Source organism: Edaphobacter modestus (assembly GCF_004217555.1).
Lineage (GTDB): Bacteria > Acidobacteriota > Terriglobia > Terriglobales > Acidobacteriaceae > Edaphobacter > Edaphobacter modestus.
The window spans coordinates 1,610,937-1,628,873 of the sequence record NZ_SHKW01000001.1 but is presented as its reverse complement, the minus strand read 5'-3'; the positions used below and the strand labels follow the sequence as shown (position 1 = coordinate 1,628,873).

General features: G+C 53.8%; 17 protein-coding genes and 1 tRNA gene. 13 read left to right on the top strand and 5 right to left on the bottom strand.

Going from position 1 to position 17,937, the window contains the following annotated elements; genetic code table 11:
- Nucleotides 1-26: 26 nt before the first annotated feature.
- Nucleotides 27-830 carry a DUF4159 domain-containing protein gene (locus BDD14_RS06810; protein ID WP_130418143.1) on the bottom strand — a complete coding sequence of 268 codons (804 nt, stop codon included), beginning with the start codon at nucleotides 828-830 and terminating at the stop codon, nucleotides 27-29.
- A gap of 23 nt (nucleotides 831-853) precedes the next feature.
- Between BDD14_RS06810 and BDD14_RS06805 the strand changes: the two genes are divergently transcribed.
- The 6 genes from BDD14_RS06805 (at nucleotide 854) to BDD14_RS06780 (ending at nucleotide 9,963) form a co-directional block, all read left to right on the top strand.
- Complete coding sequence (locus tag BDD14_RS06805; protein WP_242617788.1) at nucleotides 854-2,440, top strand: multicopper oxidase family protein; 1,587 nt, start codon at nucleotides 854-856, stop codon at nucleotides 2,438-2,440.
- Nucleotides 2,441-2,478: 38 nt separating this feature from the next.
- Complete coding sequence (locus BDD14_RS06800; protein ID WP_130418142.1) at nucleotides 2,479-3,306, top strand: DUF4159 domain-containing protein; 828 nt, start codon at nucleotides 2,479-2,481, stop codon at nucleotides 3,304-3,306.
- A 381-nt stretch (nucleotides 3,307-3,687) separates the two neighbouring features.
- Nucleotides 3,688-5,883: an EAL domain-containing protein gene (locus BDD14_RS06795; protein WP_130418141.1), complete on the top strand. Its 2,196-nt coding sequence runs from the start codon at nucleotides 3,688-3,690 to the stop codon at nucleotides 5,881-5,883.
- 75 nt (nucleotides 5,884-5,958) lie between these two features.
- Nucleotides 5,959-8,262, top strand: a complete 2,304-nt coding sequence (locus BDD14_RS06790) for a GH92 family glycosyl hydrolase (protein ID WP_130418140.1) — start codon at nucleotides 5,959-5,961, stop codon at nucleotides 8,260-8,262.
- Between the two features lie 244 nt (nucleotides 8,263-8,506).
- Nucleotides 8,507-8,839 carry a c-type cytochrome gene (locus BDD14_RS06785; protein ID WP_165419954.1) on the top strand — a complete coding sequence of 111 codons (333 nt, stop codon included), beginning with the start codon at nucleotides 8,507-8,509 and terminating at the stop codon, nucleotides 8,837-8,839.
- A gap of 176 nt (nucleotides 8,840-9,015) precedes the next feature.
- Nucleotides 9,016-9,963, top strand: a complete 948-nt coding sequence (locus BDD14_RS06780; RefSeq protein WP_242617787.1) for a cytochrome c — start codon at nucleotides 9,016-9,018, stop codon at nucleotides 9,961-9,963.
- An 80-nt stretch (nucleotides 9,964-10,043) separates the two neighbouring features.
- On the opposite strand, the gene rbsK is transcribed toward BDD14_RS06780, so the two are convergent.
- Together rbsK and BDD14_RS06770 are read right to left on the bottom strand one after the other, a co-directional pair.
- Nucleotides 10,044-10,997 carry a ribokinase gene (gene rbsK, locus BDD14_RS06775; protein WP_130418137.1) on the bottom strand — a complete coding sequence of 318 codons (954 nt, stop codon included), beginning with the start codon at nucleotides 10,995-10,997 and terminating at the stop codon, nucleotides 10,044-10,046.
- A gap of 197 nt (nucleotides 10,998-11,194) precedes the next feature.
- A tRNA-Asp gene (locus tag BDD14_RS06770) sits at nucleotides 11,195-11,271 on the bottom strand.
- Between the two features lie 523 nt (nucleotides 11,272-11,794).
- Between BDD14_RS06770 and BDD14_RS06765 the strand changes: the two genes are divergently transcribed.
- Both BDD14_RS06765 and BDD14_RS31625 read left to right on the top strand, forming a co-directional pair.
- Nucleotides 11,795-12,352 carry a TolC family protein gene (locus tag BDD14_RS06765; protein ID WP_165419953.1) on the top strand — a complete coding sequence of 186 codons (558 nt, stop codon included), beginning with the start codon at nucleotides 11,795-11,797 and terminating at the stop codon, nucleotides 12,350-12,352.
- 41 nt (nucleotides 12,353-12,393) lie between these two features.
- Nucleotides 12,394-12,567, top strand: a complete 174-nt coding sequence (locus tag BDD14_RS31625; protein ID WP_165419952.1) for a hypothetical protein — start codon at nucleotides 12,394-12,396, stop codon at nucleotides 12,565-12,567.
- A 24-nt stretch (nucleotides 12,568-12,591) separates the two neighbouring features.
- Here the strand turns inward: BDD14_RS31625 and BDD14_RS06760 are convergent, their stop codons facing one another.
- A complete protein-coding gene (locus tag BDD14_RS06760) occupies nucleotides 12,592-13,161 on the bottom strand; it encodes a hypothetical protein (protein ID WP_130418135.1) in 570 nt (189 codons plus the stop codon).
- A gap of 238 nt (nucleotides 13,162-13,399) precedes the next feature.
- Between BDD14_RS06760 and BDD14_RS06755 the strand changes: the two genes are divergently transcribed.
- The gene (locus tag BDD14_RS06755; protein WP_207231698.1) at nucleotides 13,400-13,948 is read left to right on the top strand and encodes a TlpA family protein disulfide reductase; all 549 of its coding nucleotides are present in this window, start codon (nucleotides 13,400-13,402) and stop codon (nucleotides 13,946-13,948) included.
- A gap of 6 nt (nucleotides 13,949-13,954) precedes the next feature.
- Here BDD14_RS06755 and BDD14_RS06750 read toward each other — a convergent pair whose 3' ends face one another.
- Nucleotides 13,955-14,542, bottom strand: coding sequence for a D-sedoheptulose-7-phosphate isomerase (locus tag BDD14_RS06750; protein WP_130418133.1), 588 nt, complete (start codon nucleotides 14,540-14,542; stop codon nucleotides 13,955-13,957).
- Between the two features lie 122 nt (nucleotides 14,543-14,664).
- Here BDD14_RS06750 and BDD14_RS06745 point away from each other — a divergent pair, with 122 nt between their 5' ends.
- The 4 genes from BDD14_RS06745 (at nucleotide 14,665) to BDD14_RS06730 (ending at nucleotide 17,910) form a co-directional block, all read left to right on the top strand.
- Nucleotides 14,665-15,570 (top strand): alpha/beta hydrolase, encoded by a 906-nt coding sequence (locus tag BDD14_RS06745; protein WP_242617786.1) that lies wholly within the window; start codon nucleotides 14,665-14,667, stop codon nucleotides 15,568-15,570.
- A gap of 13 nt (nucleotides 15,571-15,583) precedes the next feature.
- Nucleotides 15,584-15,862 carry a hypothetical protein gene (locus BDD14_RS06740; RefSeq protein ID WP_130418132.1) on the top strand — a complete coding sequence of 93 codons (279 nt, stop codon included), beginning with the start codon at nucleotides 15,584-15,586 and terminating at the stop codon, nucleotides 15,860-15,862.
- A 231-nt stretch (nucleotides 15,863-16,093) separates the two neighbouring features.
- Nucleotides 16,094-17,536 (top strand): ammonium transporter, encoded by a 1,443-nt coding sequence (locus BDD14_RS06735; RefSeq protein ID WP_130418131.1) that lies wholly within the window; start codon nucleotides 16,094-16,096, stop codon nucleotides 17,534-17,536.
- Nucleotides 17,537-17,571: 35 nt separating this feature from the next.
- Entirely contained in the window at nucleotides 17,572-17,910 is a 339-nt protein-coding gene (locus tag BDD14_RS06730) for a P-II family nitrogen regulator (RefSeq protein ID WP_130418130.1), read from the top strand.
- The last annotated feature ends 27 nt before the right edge of the window (nucleotides 17,911-17,937 follow it).

Below are 17,937 nucleotides of genomic sequence, written 5' to 3'. Positions count from 1 at the left end.
TGGACCTGAAATTTTCCTAAATGCCGTTAGTGAGTCATTCCATAGATGATGTAATCAAGTCCGACTCGGAAGGCCATCGAGGCGAATTGTTCCGGATAATTCGGGTCATCGGCCCACTCCCACGCATCGCCAAGGTGCATGTTGTGACAGATGGCCACCATGATGCGACCTCTGCTGTCACGGATCGCTCGCCATTTCGGCTGATATCCATCTTTTTCGTAAGTGCGGCCGGTGCGAATCCAGTGTTCTCCTGGAATCTGCATCTTGTCCTCCACGTCATAAAGTGTGTGGAAGATCTCGTCACTACTCCGAAGATCTTCAATCGGGTACTCGGGAAGCACCTGACGCATTCCATTCATAAAGTTTTCCCAGTCCTCGGTGCCATGAAAATCGTCGACCATAAGGAATCCGCCCTTCAGCAGGTATTCGCGTAGCCGATGGGCCTCTTTGTCGGTGAATGACCACATCTGGACCTGGACCGCGTAGATCCAGGGATAGTTGAATATTTCGTCCGAGTCGAGGGTGACTACCTGTTCAGTCGGACGTCCCTCGATGCGTGTTAGCCTGTGCATCGCTATGAGAAATTGCCTATCTGCCTTCGGGTAGTCCCTGGACCAGGCGTTCCTCCGCCAGTACCCGAAACCACCAAAGTTGTTCAATCCTTGAAGGTTCGAGGAAAACGCGAGGCGCGACCAATAAAACTCGGCTTTGATATTCGTTGGAGAATCTTCGTTTCCAAAGCCAAGGTCCGCAACTCGCTGGTAGCCTCGTAATCCGACGCAACAGACGGCAGCGATTACAGATACAAAGCCGGCCTGCGAGAGCTTCATCCAAAGACCTCCGGGTTGGAGTGATGAGGAGAGTACCAGAAATCGGTGTAGCCCTGTCTAATAAGCGGGTAGACGAAGCAAACTGCGGTTTTGTAGCAACGAAATCTGGAATTTACCGGTTTTTCTGGTTAGACGACTCCGGAAGGCTTGAGGAGAGTGACAGATTGATAAAGCGAAGAGATCTACTCAAAATCAGCGGAATGGGCTTTGCCCAAGCTGCGTTGATGCAGTTCCCACTTCCGGGGCAGTCAAAGTCTCCAGCCTTGCTGGAGGCGGCTTCCGAAAGCAAAGCGGATTACACTCTCCGGATCTCCCCAGTCGCGGTTGAACTCGATCGCTCACACATCCTTTCCACCACAGGCTATAACGGTAGTGCCCCAGGACCGGTGCTTAGAATGCGCGAGGGTAAAACAGTTACGGTCGAAGTGATCAACGATACGGATACTCCGGAACTCGTACATTGGCACGGGATGCTTATCCCGTCGGAGGTGGACGGGACGGAAGAAGAGGGATCTCCCTTCGTTCCGCCACATGGCCGATATCGATTTCAACTCACCCCAGGACCCGCCGGAAGCCGATGGTATCACTCCCACGCAATGGCGATGGATGATCTACATAAAGGTTCCTTCACGGGGCAATTTGGCTTTGTCTATGTGGATGGAGGAAATGATTCAGGGCGATACGACCAGGAGCTGTTTCTTGCCTTACGCGATTGGGAACCATTCTTTACCAGCACGATGGAGGATGACGACGACGATACTCACAATGATCCGGTGCTCGAAAAACCGTCCACAGTAAATACAGATCCGAACGGTCTGGAAGTAGGATCAATGATTTACTCCATCAACGACAAGGCTTTAGGTTCTGGAGAGCCTATCCGTGTCCGCGAGGGACAAAGATTGCTCATCCATTTTCTTAACGCCAGCGCAATCGAAAACCGACGCATAGCGTTGGCGGGGCACAAAATGAGGGTGATCGCGCTGGATGGCAACCCGGTGCCGACACCTCGTGATGTTGATGCGGTATTTTTGGGGGCTGGTGAACGGGTTGATGTCATCGTAGAGATGGTTCATCCCGGCGTGTGGATTTTGGGAGCAACCGAAAAGATGATTCGTGAAGCCGGGCTGGGAGTGATTGTGGAATACGCGGGCCAGCATAAGCAGCCGCAGTGGGTTGACCCACCCAGATTCACGTGGGATTACACAATATTCGGTGACCCCAATGCTCGCCCAAGTACTCCAGAAATGACTATTGAGACCATCTTCGAGAAGATTCCAGGAGGTGCCGGCAAGTTCAATTCCTGGTTGGTTAACGGCAAACCCTATCCTCACGAGCGGGAGTTCGTACTGCAAGAAGGAACGAGATACCGATTAGTGATGCGTAACCGGACCGACGATGCGCATCCCATGCATCTACACCGACACCTCTGGGAACTGAGCGAGATCAACGGGAAGAAAACAGCCGGCATTGTCAAAGACACCGTCGTTGTTCCTTACTATGGACGAGCAATTGTTGACTTTACCGCGGACCAGCCCGGCCTTTCCCTCTTTCATTGCCATCTTCAACAGCACATGGACTACGGATTCAAAGCGCTTTTCCGTTACGGGTGATCGTTGTCGGTACCTCGCAAATCATCAAGGAGCGTCCTATGAAAAACCTGAGGCTAGCAGGCGGTGTATTCGTCTTCCTCGGAGTCATCATCGGTGTGGTCCTCGCCCAGCAGGCTTTTCGCGAATATCCCTCTGTGGAATACGGCCATAGTGCGCCGCTACCCGTGGACTGGAACAAGCCTGCTGAATGGACCTTCGCTCGCCTCATGTTTCCTCCCGGCCCCCTTGATGGCTATCGTGGAAGGTTCGACGGGCCATGGCAGCAAGGACTTTCGCTTTGGACGCAGGACTACCCCCGCGCCGATCGCGCGCTCGCAAACGCCATTCGGCGCCTTACCCGTGTAGATGCACGATCCGTTGAGCAGCCGGTGAATTTAGACACCGGGGACGAAATCTATAACTGGCCGTGGCTCTATGCGGTGCAGGTTGGCGAATGGGGGCTGACTGAGCCTCAGGCCAAGAAGCTGCGCGATTACCTGCTTCGAGGCGGCTTTTTTATGGCAGACGACTGCCATGGCACGGAGGAACAAGCTTATTTCGAAAAGACAATGAAGATGGTATTTCCTGACCGAGAACTCGTGGATATTCCCGATACTGATCCAATCTTTCACACTTTTTATGATCTCGATGATCGCTTTCAAGTTCCTGGTGCAGAGCATTTAAGTACCGGTCACAAGAAAGACGGAGTGGTTGCACACTGGAAGGGAATTTATGATGACAAAGGCCGCGTTATGGTCGCGCTCTCGCTGAACTCTGACCTCGGTGATTCGTGGGAGTTTCTGGATGAGCCCCGTTACCCGCCTAAATATACGGTCATGGGCACGAAGATCGGCGTGAACTATGTCATCTACGCCATGACACATTGACGCTTTGCCGGTTAGTTTGTCCCTTCCGATAGGAAACTGAGGGGAAGAGTTTGCGTTAGCGCCTGCGACTCAGTGACCTCGAATTCGGCGATCCAAAACTCGTTCCGCCTCATGAACCCTGAGCGGGGTGTTTTAGTCAAGATCCGATGGGAATCTTCACAGGTCTCGGCTATATTTGACTGAACAAACGCCGCTCCCCTGTACGCGAGTTTTCCTAGAGGCAAAAGTAAAAATCACGATAAGCAATCTTCTAGTAATGGATAACGATTTCGGACAATTGAGACCTCTGAATATTTCCAGGACTGTAATGACTACCTCTGCCGGTTTGGGCATCTACAACCGGGCTATCAGAACTTTTTTGTCGTGAAGGCGGAAAACTATATGTGGCCTCCCAACGATCCGCAGGAAGAAGATCGTCGCCGGGACGAATTGCGTCTCCTTTCCCTAGCGATTAATGAAACCGATCGGGCAGTCCTTGTACTGGACGAACACCGGCGGATTGTATATACAAATCGCGCCTTTACCGTGATGTTCGGCTATACCCGGGACGAGGTACTTGGAAAGCGACCTACCGAATTCCTCGCAGGGGAACACACAGATCTCGCGACTCTCCAGCGCATACGTGAGAAGGCCTGGAACAAGAATGCTTTTAATGATGAGACCCTGTTTTACCGGAAGGACGGGCGAGAGATATGGACCTCAGCTCACGTTAATCATGTTCTTGATGAAAAAGGGAACGTACAGAATCTGATCGTAGTTTTCGCCGATATGACGGAGACCAAGCAGATCCAAAGGCTGCAACGAGTCGTTCTCGAGGCCGTAGCCAGCAACTCTTCGCTCAGAGAGGTGGCCGATCTGCTATGCCGGCAGGTTGAGGCAATTGCGCCAGAGGTCGTATCCTCCATGATTTTAGTGGACAGTGAGAAGAGATTGCGGCCGCTCGCTGGTCCCAGTCTGCCATCCTCCTATTCCGGAGCCGTGAATGGTCTTCCAATAGGAAAAGACGCGGGTTCGTGTGGTACTGCCGCGTATTCCGGTGAACCGGTTTGCGTGGCGGACATCGAAACTGACTGGCGTTGGGCACCCTATAAGTCTCTAGTGCTACCGTATGGCTTGCGTGCGTGTTGGTCATCGCCGATCAAGATGCGAGATGGCCGGGTTGCTGGAACTTTCACATTCTTTTTCCGAGAAAAACGCGGTCCCAGCCCCCTTCACAAGGAACTTGTCTCTGCTTGTCTACATCTCTGCGTGCTTGCCATCGAACGAGACGAGGCGAAACGACAGATTGAGCAGCTATCGCTCTACGACTCTCTTACCGGGCTTCCGAACAGAACCTCGCTCTATGGCATCACCAATGAGCTACTGCGCGAAATCGATGAAGATGAAATTGCCTTCTTCGCGCTGGATATAGATCGCTTCAAAGACGTGAACAGTACACTCGGTCATTCCGCTGGTGAGAGAATTCTGGTTGAAACAGCAGCCCGGTTGAAGAAATTGTCTCAACCGTCAGGCATAGTATGCAGAACTGTGGGAGATTCCTTTGTTCTTGTGGTTCCACGCTGCAACGCTTCTCGTGCGTCCGCGATGGCGGACAAGATTCTCCGTGTTCTTAAAGAGCCCATCGATACGATGGATATGAGGCTCTCCATTTCCGCGAGTATCGGGATCACCTTAGCCGACGACGACAGCATCCCTGCGCAGGCTCTTATCGAGCAGGCCATGACTGCCTTACATCAAGCGAAACTGGCGGGGCGGGCGAGCTACCACTTCTATCACCCCGAAATGAATAAACTAGCGCAGGATCGTCTCCTGCTGGGCGCAGCTTTGCGCAACGCCATTTCCCAAGGATCCCTTGAGCTTTATTATCAGCCTCAGTTCCGGCTCAAGACCCTGGAGTTCATCGGGGTCGAAGCATTGCTTCGATGGAAAGACCCAGAACTCGGGAATATTTCTCCGGAACAATTCATTCCGCTTGCGGAGGAAATTGGACAGATCGAGTTCATCGGTTGCTGGTCGCTACGGGAAGCATGCCGCCAGCTTTCGATATGGAGGGATCAAGGAATAATCGTGCCCGCGGTCTCTGTAAATCTCTCGCCTTCCCATTTCCGTAGTCGAAATCTTCCTGCCTTCGTTAGTGATCTGCTGGAGGAATATCATATGCCGGCCACCCATCTCACAATTGAGATCACAGAGGGCGTTATGATGGATTCGCATCCAGAGAGCCTCGAAGCGGTATCGCAGCTTCACGACATAGGAGTGGGCTTGTCGATCGATGACTTTGGAACCGGCTTTTCGAGTCTGGCGAGATTGACTCGTCTTCCGATCACGGAGCTTAAACTTGATCGCAGCTTTATGCGTAATTTTGAAACCGATCCGGGGGCACAGGCAGTCGCGACTGCCGTGATTCGGATCGGGCAAAGTTTAGGGATGACAGTGGTAGCCGAGGGAGTTGAGACGGAAGCCCAGGCAAAACTTCTTACGAGCCTTGGATGCGATGCGGTACAGGGGTATCTGTATGGAAGGCCAATGCCTTCGCGAGACTTGGAGAAGTGGATAGCGACCGCCGTAACATCATGACGGCGGTTCATCGGCGTAGCTATTTATGAGTCAGCGACCGGTTTGCGATCGGAACTAACCCAAATAAGAGAGATTATGGCGAAGATCATTCTGTTGTTTTTATGCCTTGCAAGCTTTCCTCTTTCTTCCTATGCACAGGCCGTAGAAGACCTCGTCCATCCACTTGTTGGAACAGAACGAGAGGGGCAAACCTATCCGGCAGTCGGGGTTCCTTTTGCGATGACAAACTGGACTCCACAGACCCGGGCGGGAGAGACCAAATGCATAGCTCCCTATTACTTCACCGATGCAAAGATCCAGGGATTTCGTGGATCACATTTTCTGAGCGGAAGCTGTGTTCCGGATTACGGGAGCATTACTCTCATGCCGGGCATCGGCGAAGTAATGACTGGGGCCGTCGAGCGGGCATCTTCTTTTGAGAGAGTCTCCGAAAGGGCGACTCCGTATGAATATACGGTCCATCTGACAGATTCTGATGTCATCGCTCAGATTACCGGAACCACAAGATCTGGAATGATGCTGTTTCGCTTCAGCAGGGAAGCGAAACAGGGGTGGATCGTGATCGAAAATAATTCCAGAGGCGGCGATGGCTGGGTTCACATCGACCCTGCGAAGAGGGAGATTACAGCAAAAGTACCGGTGAGACGCGAGTATGCGGGAAGTGGAAAACTCGCAGGTTTCAGCACATACTTCGTTATTCAATTTGATCGGGCGTTTAGGACTGAGGGGACATGGGTCGGTGGAACGGCAGATGCCGGGAACCTGGAACAGGATGGTGATGGAAAGCCGCCTGGCGTTATCACAATCCCGGCGATGATGACATCGACGGGAGGGGCATCGGCCGCATCCGTAAAAGTTCCGACGGGTAATCCGCGTGGCGGCTTTGGTGCTTACATCCTCCTGGGCGAGGTGAAGGGGGGCGAAGCCATCAAGGCTCGAATAGGTACGTCCTTTGTCAGTCTCGACGGGGCACGAAGAAATCTCCATGACGAAATTCCTGACTGGAACTACGCTGCCGTTCGAGACAAGGCTCGTTCGCAATGGCATCGCGAACTGAGCAAGATTGAAATCAGAGGCACCTCGCCGGAGCGAACGGTTTTTTATACCTCGCTCTACCATGCCATGCTGCATCCCCGCACCTACAGCGATGTAGACGGGAGCTACCCGCGTTTCGCCAGCGACGGCAAGATTGAACCGGGAAAGGGATTTGTTGTTTATGGCGATTTTTCATTGTGGGATACTTTCCGCGCGCAATTGCCTCTCCTGACCATCATCGACCCATCGCGCGACTCTCACATGATGAAATCCCTTGTACTGAATGGCACAGAAGGAGGATATCTGCCCATCTTCCCGGCGTGGAACAGCTATACCTCCGAGATGGTAGGGGACCACGCATCGGTTGCGATAATCGATGCTTTTAGCAAAGGAATAAGAGGGTTCGATATCCAAAAGGCCTACGAACTCATGCGAAGAAATGCAACCGAAAAGCCTGTTTCGCGGCAGGAGTATCTTGACGGCAAAGGACGGCGTGGTCTCGATTCTTACCTGAGATATGGATACATCCCCTTAGAAGACCACATCGAGGATGCGTTTCATAAAAACGAACAGGTTTCGCGAACGCTCGAGTATTCCTATGACGATGCGATGCTGGCCCGGATCGCGGCCGTTCTTGGCAAGCAGGCGGATGCGGCACTCTTCAGCAAGCATGGCGAAAATTGGAGAAATGTTGTTGATCCACAAACAGGTTTTGCGCGCGGTCGCTATAAGGACGGATCATGGGCCACTCTATTCGATCCAGCGGGAACATATTCCTGGATAACCGAGGGGCTACCTTGGCAATACACCTTTTTCGTTCCTCAGAATGTATCTGGACTCATTGAGCTGGAAGGCGGCAAAGAGAAGTTCGTCGATAAGCTTGACAAGCTTTTTGATGAAGGCCATTACGAGCATGGAAATGAACCAAGCCATCATATTGCGTATCTATACAACGCGGCAGGAGTTCCATGGAAGACACAGGAACGTGTACGCGCCTTGATGGATTCCGAGTATCACGACGGACCGGGTGGTCTTGCCGGTAATGATGATGCCGGCCAGATGAGTGCCTGGTATGTCCTAAGCGCACTCGGATGGTACGAAGTATGTCCTGGTATTCCCGAATACTCGATCGGATCACCACGTTTTGACGATATGCGCGTTCATTTTGAAAACGGCCGTGCCCTTCACATCGTCGCAACTGGGACGGAGAGCGGAAAGCGATATGTCAGACAGGTTCTTCTTAATGGCCGCAAAATAAATAACTGGAAGCTGACTCATGCCCAGATTCAGCAGGGCGGCGAGTTGCGTTATGAGATGACACCGTTGCCCGAGGCAGCCCCGTAGGGTGCCCCGTAGGGTGCCGCTGGTTGTAGTTGCCCAATTTTATATAATATTGAAATTATCGTTGTGGTGCGAGCCACTTTATGTCAACCCGATACCCAGGGTTTCTGCCGTCCGGAAATCCAATATGATATATACAAGTTCTGAATAGGCTGATGCACGTTGCGTGTGCCTATTCGTCCGTACAACAGAGTGATTCATAAGTTTCATTGGTGAGGTATAGAGCATGAAAAGGGCCTGCGTAGGCATGACTGTCGGCACATTTGTGGTGGCGGCAACTTTTTGGTTTGGATTCTCGGCGCAAGGAGCATCGTGGCAGGAAGAACCGGCAGCTGCCTCTGCTTCCAAAGCTCTCTTCAATTCCCGTTGTGCTCTCTGTCACGGTCCCGATGGCCACGGATCCGACATGGGGAAAACCTTGAAGGTCAAGGATCTCAGCTCGAAAGAGGTGCAGTCTTTGTCGAATGATGACCTTATTCAGGTGATCTCTGCGGGGAAGAATAATATGCCGCCATTCAAGGACTCCTTAAAGAAGGAAGAGATCAGCGGTCTAGTTCGATATTTACGTACCCTGAAATAAAACGAATCGCAGGGCATGCGGTTCGTTTTATCAATGCATCTTTCATGCCGTAAATGGAGCTTATGCCGCGCAGCTTTCGCCCGCAATCCAGCCGTTCAGCGTTACTTATCAGCACGCTTCTCCTGTTTCCTTTCGCTCTAGCGGGTTGCAGGCAAGACATGCAGGATCAGCCAAAGATGTTTCCTCAACGCTCGTCGACTCTGTTTCCTGACGGACGTTCGGTGAGACCTCAGGTAGTGGGCACGGTTGCTCGTTCTCAGCTCCAGACGGGATATCTCGCAAGTGGAATGATTGGCGGCGCTGAAGCTGACGGCCTTCCTTTTGCAGTCACGTATGATCTGCTGCGACGTGGGCAGGAGCGTTATAACATCTTCTGTTCTCCATGCCATTCTCGTGTCGGCAATGGAAAGGGAATGATTGTTCAGCGTGGATATTATCCGGCCACGAATTTACATACCGATCGACTTCGGCATGCTCCCCTGGGACATTTCTTTTCAGTCATCACCAACGGCTATGGTGCTATGCCTGATTATGCCGCTCAGATCTCGCCACAGGATCGTTGGGCGATCGTGGCATACATTCGTGCCCTCCAGTTAAGTCAGAACGCGACTGATAACGATGTGCCTCATGGCGAGAGGGTAACGCCAATGAATGCATTGGCCGAACGATCTGGACTCTCCAAAGACTTTCTGGGTGCGTGGGTGACTTCCTCTTCTACGATATCTCCCGTAACAGCTTCAGCGACTAGTGCTCAGAATGCACAATCTTCAGTTCCAGGTTCTCCCGACGTCTCTCAAGTGGCGGTTCCAACGGGCGGGAAGGCGGATGGCGGAGCCAAACCTCTAGCGAGTGCCACTAAGGCCACCACTCAGCAAGTCCGCGGAAATGCCGAGAGCGGCAAGACGATCTATGCGGCGAATTGTTCGGTCTGCCATCAGCCAACTCGAGCGGGCATGCCTCCAGTTTTTCCGTCGCTACTTGGAGTCGTGGATAGGGTGGGAGAGAGCAGGGTCCGCACGGTGGCCAGAGTAGGTATTCCTGACGCAAAACCGCCTATGCCGCCACACCCCAATCTAACGGATAAAGACATTACTGATCTGATTTCATACCTGAAGACAAAGTAATTGGATCAGTAACGCGTTTTGTAGTCCGTTAAAGAGAGCGATTTGCTCGTGGGCTCGATTCTGCTGAATTTCTTGTTTGGCTAAGATCGATGAATTATGAGAAATGCCTTCACTTCTTCCAGGGTCGGCAACGAAGGCTGAGCACCAGCTTTTGTTACGGAAATGGAGGCCGCCGCAACGGCCCATCGTGCGGCTTCCATCGTAGCCATCCCGCTGGCTAGTCCCATAGCGAAAGCACCATTGAAGGCATCGCCGGCGGCGGTTGTGTCGATGGCATCGACCCGGGCGGCCGGGAGGTGAGTCACTGCTCCGTTCGCTTCCTTTAGCACCACACCTTGATCACCCAGCTTGAGAACAACGTTCTGCACGCCGAGATCCTGTAACTCTTGCGCGTCGGAGAAAATTTGGTCCATGGAATTCAATTCGTTCAGGTCGGACGGTGCAGCTCTCGTCTTGCTCAGAAGCTTAGCTTCGGTTTGATTCGGAGTAAGCCAGGATACGCAGCGAAGAAGCTCAGGCGGCAACGCGCATGCTGGAGCGGGATCCAGAATGACAGGAACGCCAGCGTTGTGCGCGATCTCTGCTGCGCATGCTACGGCCGATATAGGAATCTCAAGCTGAAGCAGCAAAACTGCCGCTGATTCGATTCTGTTGCGATGCTTTCGAACATAGGTTTCATCGACCCGCGCGTTGGCTCCCGGTATCACTACGATCTGATTGCTTGCGTTAGCGTCGATATTGATGAGCGCGACCCCGGAGGTGATCTCCTGCGTCTCGGCAAAAGAAATGTCGACGCCGGCGTCCTCCAGAGAGGAACGAAGCATCCCTGCGAAATCATCGTTTCCAAACACCGTGAGGAATTCCACTGGGAAATCAAGACGAGCGATCGCAACTGCCTGGTTCGCCCCCTTACCCCCAGGATGAATTGCGAATAAATCGCCGTGGACGGTCTCTCCTGGCGTCGGCAATCGGGAACTTCGAGCAACCAGATCGGCGTTTGCGCTTCCTAGGACAACGATAGGTCTCTTATTCACGTAAGAGGTCACCTCGAGCGGTACACGTCGCCGACGCAAACCTCTGACCGCAGGCCACCAGGCAGGCCAAAAAAGATGATCGGACTTTGGTTTAGACGAAAGGGGAACACACAGTCATGCTGACTATTAGATTTGCTTGCTGCACCCAATCTATTTGTCACTGTAGGACGCCATCAATTCTAAGTCCTTAGAATCTATGGCGGGGACGACGGGGCTCGAACCCGCGACCTCTGCCGTGACAGGGCAGCGCTCTAACCAACTGAGCTACGTCCCCAGCTCCTGCTATCAGCCGGATACAGATTTAGTTTAGCAGAAGATGATGTAGACCGCATGTCGATCTTTAGAAAATGGGCTGTGATACCACCGTTAGCTCTACAAACCTACCGGGCCGAAGTAGTGCCTTGGCTTCGCCACGCAGCAATTTCGCATGTTCTCTGTTTGTTGGCGACGCCTGGGTTGGGATTGCGAACCGACAGTTTCGGGCAGCGCCAGTTGCGATATGACGGCCACAAAAAACCAGGACGAATACGAAACCGCAGTTTGACCAGATCGCAAGGGCACTAGCAATCCTTACATTTAGATGCGCATATAAGCATGGAACGATAACTTTGCCCCCAGGACGCCGTTGCTCGGAGATGCCTAGATGTGGATTATTAGACTCGCGCTGAATCGACCGTATACATTCGTTGTTGCCTCGATCGGCTTTACCTCCATTGCCACCACGCCGGCCGATTTCTTCCCAAACATTGATATTCCTGTCGTGACCGTGATCTGGTCCACTCGATCTGACACAAGCCTTGGAAAAAGGCGGAGCTGGATCGCTTGAAGACACACGACAGGCTGAAGAACTCTTGTATGCAGCCGAGGAAAATCTACCCCAGATCCGCCGCGAGATAGCAATTCAGGAAAATACCCTCAGCGTACTTCTAGGCCATAATCCTGCTAGATCGATAGAGGCCTTCAAATCGCCGATCAGCCGCATCCACAGGAAATTCCGGTCGGGATACGTCGGAACTGCTCGAACGCAGACCGGATGTTCAGCAGGCAGAGCAGAAGCTTGTTGCATCCAATGCGAGAATCGTGTCGCGCGTGCACAATATTCCCCCCAGCTTGCGTTAACGAGTCTGGGCGGAGCTGCGAGCAATCAGTTGAACTACGTCTTCACGGGGACCTGCTTCCTATTGGTATGCGTCGGCTCCATCACCGAACCTATCTTCGATGGAGGCAGAATCCGCAATAATTATCGGCTCTCGCAGCAACAGCAAAAAGAGATGCTCCTCTCCTATCAGAGCACCGTGCTGAACGCGTTCAAGGATGTTTCGAATGCCTTGGTCTCCTATAAAAGAGACTCGTGAGCATCGTGAACGGCAGGCAGGGCAAGTGAAATCTGCGATGGATGCAGTTCGCCTGGCGCGCCTTCGCTACTCCGGAGGAAAATACGGGATATCTCGAAGTGTTGACGACCGACACAGATCTCTATGGCGCTCAGTTGCGGTTGGCACAGGCTCAGGAACAGGAGGCAGCATCTCCGGTGCAGTTTTATGCGACACTTGGAGGTGGATGGCGCTGACACCGAGGAGCGCGGGCCAGCGGGCTATCGTTCCGGCACCTGCCAGCCCGCGAGTGTCTGTGCCAGGGTAATCTTGTCGGCGCCGCCAGTCGTCGTGGCCTGTTTCATCTTGGGGAATGCGTCCGCTATATCGGAAGCCTGAGCCCAGACCGGAACATTCTTGAACTGATAGCGATAGTTGATCTCCGTCTCGGGAAAGCCGCTCGGCCCGGTCTTTGGCGGCGTGAAGCTGTCGATCGCGCTAATTTCGCGGTACCCATAACAAAAGCGTGGTGCGAAACGTTCCCCGGTCCGGCTCACCGTGTAACGAGTCGTCTTGACGGCTGACTCATAGCTCGATTCGAGGAGACGTGATCGGACCAGAGCGTTCATCTGCTTAGTCTCTGCAGCGTCAGCCGTCGCGTAGGGAAAACGAATATTCGGGAAGAGGCACTCTGGGCGATCCAGAAAATAGGTGTTGATCGCCTTGGTGAAATTTTCGGGAGTCGCCTTGGTCTTGGTGTTACAACCGGCAATCAGACAGAGCATGCCAATAAAGACCGACATGCGTGCGGCCAGTTTGACCTGCTTCTGTTTTTTGTAAGTATCGTGCATTTGATCTCCTCGAATCGCCGCTGCGAATAAATTTCGACTAAGAACCTGAGAGTCCTGAATACGTCCAACCTGCTCGGATACATTCAATCTGATTGAGATGCGGCCTGCGTTCGCGAAGGACTCGACAAAAGTCTTTCGCTATGCAAAATACTTTCGTTGAGTAAGACGTCGGCCTATACTCATACCGTTTCCCCGGCCCTCTCCGTGTGGGTGCACTCACGTCACAGGTCATATGACAGTGTCCAGAAGTATTTACCTTCGATACATCCTTGTCGGCCTGACAGGAATCACGCTGGCCGTCGCTATCCTCGCCCATTCCCACCGTTCCGCTGGCCTCGCCACACCGAAGAGTAGAAAACCCGTGCCGCCACTGACTCTGACACTGCTCGATGGTCAAACGTGGAAACTCTCCGATCACCGTGGCCAGGTTGTTGCAATTAACTACTGGGCGAGTTGGTGCGTTCCGTGCTGGGAAGAAACTCCAATTTTGATGCACGTCAGTCACGATTTCGGTGCACAGGGATTCACCGTGGTTGGGGTTGCCATGGATGAACGAGACTCCAATGAGGTTCCTGTCGGAGTAAGTCGTTTTCTTGAAACGCTTCACGTGTCCTATCCCGTGGCCCTCATTCGGCCGATGTCGCAGGTTGGCTATGGAATGGACGGTCTCCCCACAACGCTTCTGATAGATCGCAGCGGGCGTCTAGCCCGGACCTACGTCGGCGCGGTCCGGGAGAAGGGTTTTCGTCTCGATGTGGAGCTTCTGCTCAAGGAGCCGGGCGACTGATCCGCGTCAGGAGGTTTCCTTCTTGAAGTAGAAATGTTCGACACCCAGACAGAAGATGTGTTCAAGCGCCAGATGACTCTCCTGAATGTTCATCGTCACATTAGAAGGGATGATGACGTTGTGATCGCACAGAGCCGCCATTCGGCCGCCGCCATTGCCGGTGAAACCAACCGTTGTGATGTTCAGCTCTTTGGCCTGTTGTACGGCCTGAAGGATGTTCTTCGAATTTCCTGAGGTGGAAATGCCTAAGAAGACATCGCCCGGCTGGCCCAGCGCCTCAACCTGGCGGGCAAAGATACAGTCGTAGGAAAAGTCATTTCCGGCTGCCGTGATGATGGAGGTATCAGTCGTTAAAGCGATCGCTCTCAATGCAGGCCGATTCTCCACCAGCCTGACGACGAACTCCGCAACAAGGTGCTGGGCATCGGCTGCTGAGCCGCCATTTCCCGCAACCATCAGCTTGCGGCCCGCCAGCATTGCGTTGGCGGTCAGTTCTGCAATGGTCACAATGGTATCGGCTATGTTTCGATCCTCCATCGTAGCCTGCAGTGTGGAGATCGACTGTGCGAGTTGCTTCTGAACCAGATCCTTCATTTGTTCTCCCGATGCTTTGACCCAACGATAGGGTACGTGATTCTCCGTGAAAAAATCTATCCGTGCGTCTGCCACCTTTCGGGGAGTTGTTAGAGTGGAGCAACGTGAGGAGAAAATTCAACGTGCGATTTACCGCGGCGTGCTCGATGGTATTGACACTCGTTTCACCTGCAGTCTTCGCTCAGCAGGGAACAAGCCCGGCAAACCCCGGGCCGGAAATCCTCTTGTGGCCCTCAGGCGCTCCCGGAGCCCTTGGCAGCGATGACACCGACAAGCCCGAGCTGACGGTCTTTCTGCCGAAGGGTGCAAATTCAACGAAAACCGGAGTCGTTGTCGCGCCCGGTGGTGGATACCAGCATCTCGCCATCGACAAGGAAGGTTTTGCGGTTGCCCGATGGTTGAACGACCGTGGCGTAGCTGCCTTTGTCCTCCGTTATCGCCTTGGGCCGAGGTATCACCACCCGGTAGAGCTTGGCGATGCGCAGCGGGCAATCCGGCTGGTGCGCGCAGACGCCGGAGAATATGGAATCGCCGAAGATCACGTAGGCATTTTGGGCTTCTCTGCGGGAGGACATCTGGCTGCATCCGCCGGAACCCACTTCGCCCCCGGCGATCCAAACGCGGTCGATCCTATCGAGCAGAAGAGCAGTAAGCCCGATTTCCTCATTCTGGCGTATCCCGTCATCACGATGATGGATCCATCGGTTCACGCCGGCTCCAGACTCAATCTTTTAGGGGAGACTCCGGATCCTGCTTTGGTAAGCGCACTCTCCGAGGAGACGCAGGTTACGGCCCAGACGCCGCCTACGTTTCTGTTCTCTACCACCGATGACAAGACCGTCCCGGTCATGAACAGTGTGATGTTCTATGAGGCGCTGGTCCGTTCCGGTGTTCCCGCCGAAATGCATCTGTTCCAGCATGGAGCGCACGGTGCTGGGTTGGCGACTGCCAACCCGCAGCTAAGCGTGTGGCCCGATCTCCTGATCAAGTGGATGCGGGAACGCGGATACGCCGCGCCTGCGCAATAGGGGGCAGACCGTCATGACGGAAGCAGAATTCAAAGCAGCCGATCCGGATCAGTTTCAAGGGGCCGTGCTGGCCTTGTGGTGGGATGTCCAGGGCAACTGGGAACGTGCTCACGAGGTGGCGCAGGACGGGGAGGACGCAAACAGTGCATGGGTTCATGCGTATCTGCATCGTAAGGAAGGCGATGAGGGAAACGCAGCCTACTGGTATCGTCGAGCCGGAAGGCGGATGGCAACCGGCAATCTCGAAACGGAGAGGCTCTTGATTTTGGAGACAGTGCTCGCCGGGCAATAGCCCTGAGGAAGAGAGCAGGGAAGAGGGCACAAGATACGAAACGCTGTCTGAGGATTTCCCGCTTTGTGATGCGCTTCCCCTTGTGTAGATTAAATACATCAGTTCGACATAAGTCTTTGCTCCCACGCCGTAGCGAAGACAAAACTGCAGGTTTGTCGTTCCTCTCCGAGCGGTTCATTCTGCATGTCTCTTCCGAATTTTCAAATCTTTATCAAGACAGGTGATTGATCCATGCGTGTTGCCGTAGTGAAGGTGTTTCTGGCGTTTCTGCTCGTGTTTGGAGTGAGCGGCCCGATGCTGGCTGGGCACACAGCCCTCGCGGAGGCCCCCGTAGCACTTGCTCCTTCTTCGCAGGCGGATCGGCTGGCGACGCTCGAAAAGCAGACAGCGGACAACACCACCGCGATCGCCGCGGCGCAGACCTCAGGCGACAATGCGTGGATGCTGGTCTCCTCGGCACTGGTGTTGATGATGAGCGGCCCCGGATTGGCACTGTTCTATGGCGGTCTGGTACGCAAGAAGAATGTTCTTGGCACCATGATGCAGACCTTCGCCATGATGGCCATGGTGACGGTGCTGTGGGCCCTGGTGAGCTACTCGCTCGCCTTTGGTCAGGGAAACTCGTTTATTGGTGGCTTTCACAACGCCTTTCTTCACGGTGTAGGCTTGGCGCCCGATCCCGCATATGCGGCGACGATTCCGCTCCAGACCTTCATGGTCTATCAACTGATGTTTGCAATCATTACCCCGGCCTTGATTACCGGAGCTTTCGCCGAGCGTGTGAAGTTCTCCTCGATGCTGGTCTTCATGGCGCTGTGGACACTGTTCATCTATAGCCCCATGGCGCACATGGTCTGGGGTAAAGGTGGTCTGTTGAATGCGGCGGCGGGCGGGCGAATTCCATGCCTCGATTTTGCCGGCGGAACTGTCGTACACGTCACATCAGGTGTCTCGGCCCTCGTGACGGCGATCTATCTTGGCAAGCGTCTCGGATTCCCCAAGGAACCCATGCCGCCTCACTCCGTCGTTCTCAGCTTTATCGGCGCCTGCCTTCTCTGGGTGGGCTGGTTCGGCTTCAATGCCGGTTCCGCGCTGTCGGCAGGAACTCTGGCGACCTCTGCCTTCGTGACAACCCACTTCGCTGCAGCTGCGGCAGCGATTGGCTGGATCGCCGCGGAATGGAAGCGGCAGGGCAAGGCCTCCGCACTCGGCGCCATCTCGGGAGCCGTCGCCGGACTGGTTGCCATCACTCCAGCGGCAGGCTTTGTAACGCCGATTTCGGCGCTCTGGATCGGTCTGATCGCAGGTGTCTTCTGCTACCTGATGGTCGTGAAGGTGAAGGCCTGGTTCGGTTATGATGACTCTCTCGACGCCTTCGGCGTTCATGGAGCTGGTGGAACCCTCGGAGCAGTTCTGACCGGAATCTTTGCCAACAGTGCCATCAATCCTATCTTCGGTGCGGGAAAGGCTACCGGACTGATTGAGGGAAACTGGCACCAGCTCCTGAATCAGATTGGTGGGGTCGCAATCGCATGGACAATTTCCATTGTGGGTACGATCATCATTTTGTTCGTCGTGGACAAGTCGATGGGGCTTAGGGTGAGTGAGGAAGAAGAACGCGATGGTCTTGATCTCTCCCAGCACGGCGAAGAAGGTTACGACTGGGCGCACTAGAGTTGAGAGCAAAGGCCTGAGAGGACGATACGAATATGCAGAAGATTGAGGCGGTGATCCAGCCGTCAAAGCTCGACGCGGTGAAGGATGCACTGGTAGAAATCGGGGTCGATGGAATGACGATCCTCGAAGCTCGCGGGCATGGCCGGCAGAAGGGCCACACCGAGGTCTATCGGGGCCGTGAATATTCGGTGGACCTGCTTCCCAAGGTAAAGCTCGAAATCGTCGTCACTGATGAGATGGTTGACGGTGCGGTAAACGCAATTATCTCCGCAGCCCGAACCGGAACCATCGGTGACGGAAAAATCTTCATCTCGAAGATCGACGATGCAATTCGAATCCGCAACGACGAACGGGGCGAGATCGCACTTTAGTCTCCAGTTCGAGGCGAGGTGTTGCGT

Bases quoted from the DNA above. Each gene is read 5' to 3' on its own strand.
- BDD14_RS06810 (WP_130418143.1), bottom strand. From the start codon at position 830: ATGAAGCTCTCGCAGGCCGGCTTTGTATCTGTAATCGCTGCCGTCTGT.
- BDD14_RS06805 (WP_242617788.1), top strand. From the start codon at position 854: ATGAGGAGAGTACCAGAAATCGGTGTAGCCCTGTCTAATAAGCGGGTA.
- BDD14_RS06800 (WP_130418142.1), top strand. From the start codon at position 2,479: ATGAAAAACCTGAGGCTAGCAGGCGGTGTATTCGTCTTCCTCGGAGTC.
- BDD14_RS06795 (WP_130418141.1), top strand. From the start codon at position 3,688: ATGTGGCCTCCCAACGATCCGCAGGAAGAAGATCGTCGCCGGGACGAA.
- BDD14_RS06790 (WP_130418140.1), top strand. From the start codon at position 5,959: ATGGCGAAGATCATTCTGTTGTTTTTATGCCTTGCAAGCTTTCCTCTT.
- BDD14_RS06785 (WP_165419954.1), top strand. From the start codon at position 8,507: ATGACTGTCGGCACATTTGTGGTGGCGGCAACTTTTTGGTTTGGATTC.
- BDD14_RS06780 (WP_242617787.1), top strand. From the start codon at position 9,016: ATGTTTCCTCAACGCTCGTCGACTCTGTTTCCTGACGGACGTTCGGTG.
- BDD14_RS31625 (WP_165419952.1), top strand. From the start codon at position 12,394: ATGCAGTTCGCCTGGCGCGCCTTCGCTACTCCGGAGGAAAATACGGGA.
- BDD14_RS06760 (WP_130418135.1), bottom strand. From the start codon at position 13,161: ATGCACGATACTTACAAAAAACAGAAGCAGGTCAAACTGGCCGCACGC.
- BDD14_RS06750 (WP_130418133.1), bottom strand. From the start codon at position 14,542: ATGAAGGATCTGGTTCAGAAGCAACTCGCACAGTCGATCTCCACACTG.
- BDD14_RS06740 (WP_130418132.1), top strand. From the start codon at position 15,584: ATGACGGAAGCAGAATTCAAAGCAGCCGATCCGGATCAGTTTCAAGGG.
- BDD14_RS06735 (WP_130418131.1), top strand. From the start codon at position 16,094: ATGCGTGTTGCCGTAGTGAAGGTGTTTCTGGCGTTTCTGCTCGTGTTT.
- BDD14_RS06730 (WP_130418130.1), top strand. From the start codon at position 17,572: ATGCAGAAGATTGAGGCGGTGATCCAGCCGTCAAAGCTCGACGCGGTG.